Annotated in this window: 4 protein-coding genes; 3 read left to right on the top strand and 1 reads right to left on the bottom strand. The window is 55.7% G+C overall.

Annotated elements, in window-relative coordinates; all coding sequences use genetic code 11:
- Positions 1-1,732 precede the first annotated feature (1,732 nt).
- The 3 genes from ILT44_RS29915 to ILT44_RS29905 are packed head-to-tail and all read left to right on the top strand — an operon-like array spanning position 1,733 to position 3,694.
- Positions 1,733-2,215, top strand: a complete 483-nt coding sequence (locus ILT44_RS29915) for an SMEK domain-containing protein (protein WP_204243249.1) — start codon at positions 1,733-1,735, stop codon at positions 2,213-2,215.
- Positions 2,205-3,155 (top strand): hypothetical protein, encoded by a 951-nt coding sequence (locus tag ILT44_RS29910; protein WP_204243248.1) that lies wholly within the window; start codon positions 2,205-2,207, stop codon positions 3,153-3,155. The genes ILT44_RS29915 and ILT44_RS29910 overlap by 11 nt, the downstream gene beginning before the upstream one ends.
- Complete coding sequence (locus ILT44_RS29905) at positions 3,152-3,694, top strand: argonaute/piwi family protein (protein ID WP_204243247.1); 543 nt, start codon at positions 3,152-3,154, stop codon at positions 3,692-3,694. The genes ILT44_RS29910 and ILT44_RS29905 overlap by 4 nt, the downstream gene beginning before the upstream one ends.
- Here the strand turns inward: ILT44_RS29905 and ILT44_RS29900 are convergent.
- Positions 3,624-4,406, bottom strand: coding sequence for a ParB N-terminal domain-containing protein (locus ILT44_RS29900; RefSeq protein ID WP_204243246.1), 783 nt, complete (start codon positions 4,404-4,406; stop codon positions 3,624-3,626). The two genes, ILT44_RS29905 and ILT44_RS29900, sit on opposite strands and share 71 nt — an antisense overlap.
- Between the last annotated feature and the right edge of the window lie 80 nt (positions 4,407-4,486).

Raw genomic sequence — 4,486 nt, 5'->3', positions numbered from 1 at the left:
AGATCACCCATTCAGAGCCTCCTCGACAGGAGACTCTGAATCACAACTCAGCTCAAATTAATAGGTCCTGAGCCTAGTTCTGGGACTGGCTTGCCCGGGTGAGGCTCCGCCCGATGTACAACGAACCTATCACGGTAATGTTTGAGCAGGTCACGCCGCCAGTCTGAGAGGGCTGCCTTCCAACTAGTTTGAGCATTATGCAAACCTTGCGCATTTCCGCTCCTTGCGACTTCTTCAAAAACAGCGGCGTCTTTTAGAAGCGACATCGCTAGATGGACGTGCCTATCATTTGGAAACTTGACTACGCCAAGTGCGCTTTCGGAAATAATAAGCACACGATCGACTAGCGATCAGTCGACTTGTAGCGCCACTCGAGCAACCTGCGTATCCTTGAATAATCTTCTTGGTATTGTCTCGATTAAAGCTCTACAAGCATTTAGATTGATAGCGTCCTTATGACCTCTCAACGCAATGTCGCGAACAAGTTGCGCGCGTTCACCTACCGGGAGCGCCGAAAATTCTTCTGTCGCATTTTTTCTCTTTGTCATCCCAGTTGAAGGCCCCTCATTGCCATAGAAGCAATATCATAGCGGGACAGACCAATGGAATGACGTGTGCGGTGTGAAAACTTCGACGGAAATCTGGCCCGGTCCTGTTTGCGCGTATTGGGCTGAACTTGAGGCCAACAGGCCGCGGACCCACCAGTTTGAACCCACGTGCGCGAAATCCTTAGCGCTCTCTAGGGGACTCGAACCCCAATTTTCCTGCGAGGGAGCGGCCTTTACGCTGCGCTGCCCCAGCCTTCAGCAGATAGCACCAGGTGAAGGCAATTTCGGTTGATCAGAGTCTGATTGGCCGTGGAGCCCTGACACGCCGAAGCAGCTTCCGGTGCTTACTATGTGATTACCGAATTTGAGATCTGTGGCCCGCCGGCTGACCACATTCTAACTAACCCTCTGAAATCTTTGGTGAGCGTGCTGGGACTCGAACCCAGGACCCTTTTAAAAGTCAGATGCCCTGTTCCACATATAAAAATCTCCTATTTGGACAAAATTTTTCCCTGTTAGCTTTTGAGCTAGTCATAAGCTAAGTGACTGAAACAAGAGCTCAATCTGAGCATCTAGCGGATCTCAGACACCGAATCCGATATATTTCCCAGTATTTTCGCCTGAAACAGAGAATCTAGCACGGAGACAGGTTCGCAGATGACTACCTCCACCGCCATGATCTAAATCCATAAAATTGTTATCTTTTTATTTTCGGTGCTCTTTCTCTTAAGTGCCCGAATTCTTGTGCTAATTTCGACGCAGACATTCTCTAGGAAGCGTTCTCTGGGACTCGGAAAAGGCCCTTTCGGCCCTGATTGTGCCTCTCTTCTCCACCTGAAAACCGCCCAGTCCGGTTGTAGCGCGGCAGGCAAGTCCGCCTGCATTAATTCAATCAGTGGTCGCGTCCAGTTCCGAAGTAGAAATCTGACAAGATCTGGAAAGTGCTAGGAGCAAACCTGAACGCCCGGCTAATCGGAGCCGCCTTGCGTCCAGTGTAGATGCACAAGGACTTTTACCCCCTTCCTGGAAACAAGCAGGTCCCTTTGGCCTTCTCGCAGGTGCAACGAACGCGGGAAGTCGCGACGCGGCAGGGGAAAGTTCTCGATGGGCCGCCTCGCACCCTTGCAACGTTCACTGTGTGTTCCTATTATTTGTAATAGGAACACACAGGGTGGGGGCGCAGGGTGAGGCAGCTCGAGGTTGAGAACCAGCTCCGCGACGTGGTCAGCCGCATTATCGTTCAGGTTGAGCTAGCGACCTCCCAGGGGCGGACCGACATCAACCTGGCACTGGAAGATGCCTTCATCCCCATTCTGAAATCGGTTTACAACCTCCCGCACCTCGCCAATCTGAACCGAAAGCAGAAGAACTTCCCCGGCATCGATCTCGGTGACGATTACGACCGCGTAGCGTTTCAGGTGACGTCGACGACATCGCTCGACAAGGTAAAGTTCACCGTCTGGCAGTTTATGGACCGGGCCTACTACAACACGTTCGACGAGCTCTATATCCTCATGCTCGCGAGGAAGCAGTCGTCCTACAGCCAGGCGTCGGTGAACGAGCTTTTGACCGACCAGTTCGCCTTCAACTGTAGAAGCACATTATTGATCTCGGCGACCTGCTTGGACACGTGTCTGGCCTGCGGCTCAGGAACGGGTGCTGTCTGAGTTCCAGCACATCCTGGGCGAGGTCGATGCCTACATCAGCTTCAGTTCGGAGAGTGTCGCCGCGCCAACGGCGATCACGTCCAACCTCCAGCAAATCCGGCTTCCCAAATTTGTCTATGTGGCGGAGCTGATGATCGACGATAAGGCCGTGATCGCGCAGGCGAAGGCAGAACTCGGCTACAAGGGTAAGGCTCGAAGCCGCAAGTCAATTGTCAAGATGGCTCTGCTCTTGAATGGCGTGGAGACTGATGCGTGGGTCTGCCATGACAACAAGCTGTTCTCGCTCCACGACATCGAGCAGTGCGGCCTAATCAGCGTGGCCGAGGAAGGCTCGGTGGAGCAGCTGCAAGTCTCAGACTTGGCCGATTCCCTCGAGCTGGACAATGTGAACATTCTCAAGCAGCTCCTCTCCGCCGAGACGCGAGAGCAGCTCAAGCGGCACCATGTGCGTATGGACACGAAGGACGGATTCTTCTTCTTCGGACCCACCGCGGAGGGACAGCTGGAGCGCAAGGAGACGTGGACCGGCAAGAAGACTGCAATTCCCCGCGTCTACGAGGTCAAATATCAGCGAAAGGATCCATCCAAGGTCGCTCACCATCAGCATTTATCGTTCGACCTGACGTTCACAAGTCTAGTGGACGCTTGGTATGCGCAGCTCGTGCCGAGCTGGTATTATTCGTACGATGGGTACATCAGGTCGAACTGGCACGACGACCTCTTGTCGCAACAGAAGCGCCTCGAGCACAACCTAAGCGTCCGGAACATGGTCCGTTTCGTTGCATACTTCTTATCCAGCATCAACGAAGGCGAGGATAAGGACGATAGGCTGCGCTTCCTGTCGCTCGTCGAGTTCGATGTGCGGGATACCGACGAGGCGGAACCGGCTCACGACGGTGACGAGAACCTCGCCGATCTGGTGGAAGGGACTGCAGCATGAAGGTCACGACGCTTAGCGAGCCGCTGCTGGAATTCGGCACGGGCACGCACATCTGTCCCCGCACAGGAATCGAGCACCTGGGCGTCTACGACAAGCGGGACGATCTCCGTCGGGCCGAATTGCGGATTGGTGTGGTCGGCCGCGGGGAAGGTATCGACCTTCTCGACGACTGGCTCGAGAAGTGCCGGGACGGAATCGAGCGCAAAAAGGAGTCCAAGCTGCTGAACCTTTTCCGCGGCTTCGGTGGCATCAATCAGAACTACGGATTCCTGACTAGGCTCATCAATTCTCCTCAATACACCTGCACTATCAAGAAGTCGGAGATCTCAGTGGTTGTGAAGCTTGCGTCCCGCGTGGAGCAGGTCGAGCGAGCCGTTGAGCTCTATTACGAACAGATCCGCTTCCTCGCCGAGAACAGATCCGTGGACGTCATCGTGTGTGCCATACCGAACGAGATGTTCGACTCAGTCACGACGTCGGCAAGCGACGACAACTCTGAGGGGAGCGATAGAACGAGCCCATACCGCCGTTGTCCTTGACCCAGACGCAGATGTTCTTGAGCTCAGTGTAGACGCTCTCCCCAGCCTCAATCATCTCCCCGGCATGGCGCCAGTCGATGCATTGGTAGTGGATGGAGCCGTCGACGCTCATCTCGGCCAGGTTGCGGAACACGACCGTCAGGAAATTGATGAACTCGGACCGGCTCATTTCACCGGACGCCATAGCGAACTCCCGGTGCTTGACCGCTCCCAGACCGCAGACATGCCCATCGATCTTCACGTTGTAGGGCGGGTCGGCAAACACCAGGCGCGCCTTCTCCTCGCCCATTAGGCGCTGGAACACGTGCGGGTCGCGGGCGTCGCCGCACAGCAGGCGGTGGGGCCCGAGCTGCCAGAGGTCCCCAGGCCGGGAGACAGTGGGCTCTTGCCCTGCGATAGGTACGGTGTCAGCCGGATCCGGTGTGGCGTCTTCAATGTTCCCATCGAGCAGGACGTCGATTTCCGCCGTGCCGAAGCCGGTGATCTCGGGATCGAAGTCGAGATCCAGTGCGGAGAGCTCAGCCAGTTCCAGGCGCAGGATCTCAGGATCCCAGCCGGCGTTGAGTGCCAGTTTGTTGTCGGCAAGGGCATAAGCCCGCAGCTGCTCGCGGGAGAGATGCTCGATAGGGATCACAGGCACATGGGAGAAGCCCAGCAGCTTGGCTGCCTCAACCCGGCCGTGGCCGGCGATGATCTGACCATGCGCATCCACCAGCGTAAGCGATGTTCTGACCCCACCTTACATCCGTGTCTCTGAGCGGCGAGACTAACGATCTCGTATTTGGGATCTTT

The sequence above is a fragment of the Microvirga arvi genome (assembly GCF_016892765.1).
GTDB lineage: Bacteria > Pseudomonadota > Alphaproteobacteria > Rhizobiales > Beijerinckiaceae > Microvirga > Microvirga arvi.
Note: the sequence above shows the minus strand (reverse complement) of the source record. Positions and strands in the feature narration are given on the sequence as shown.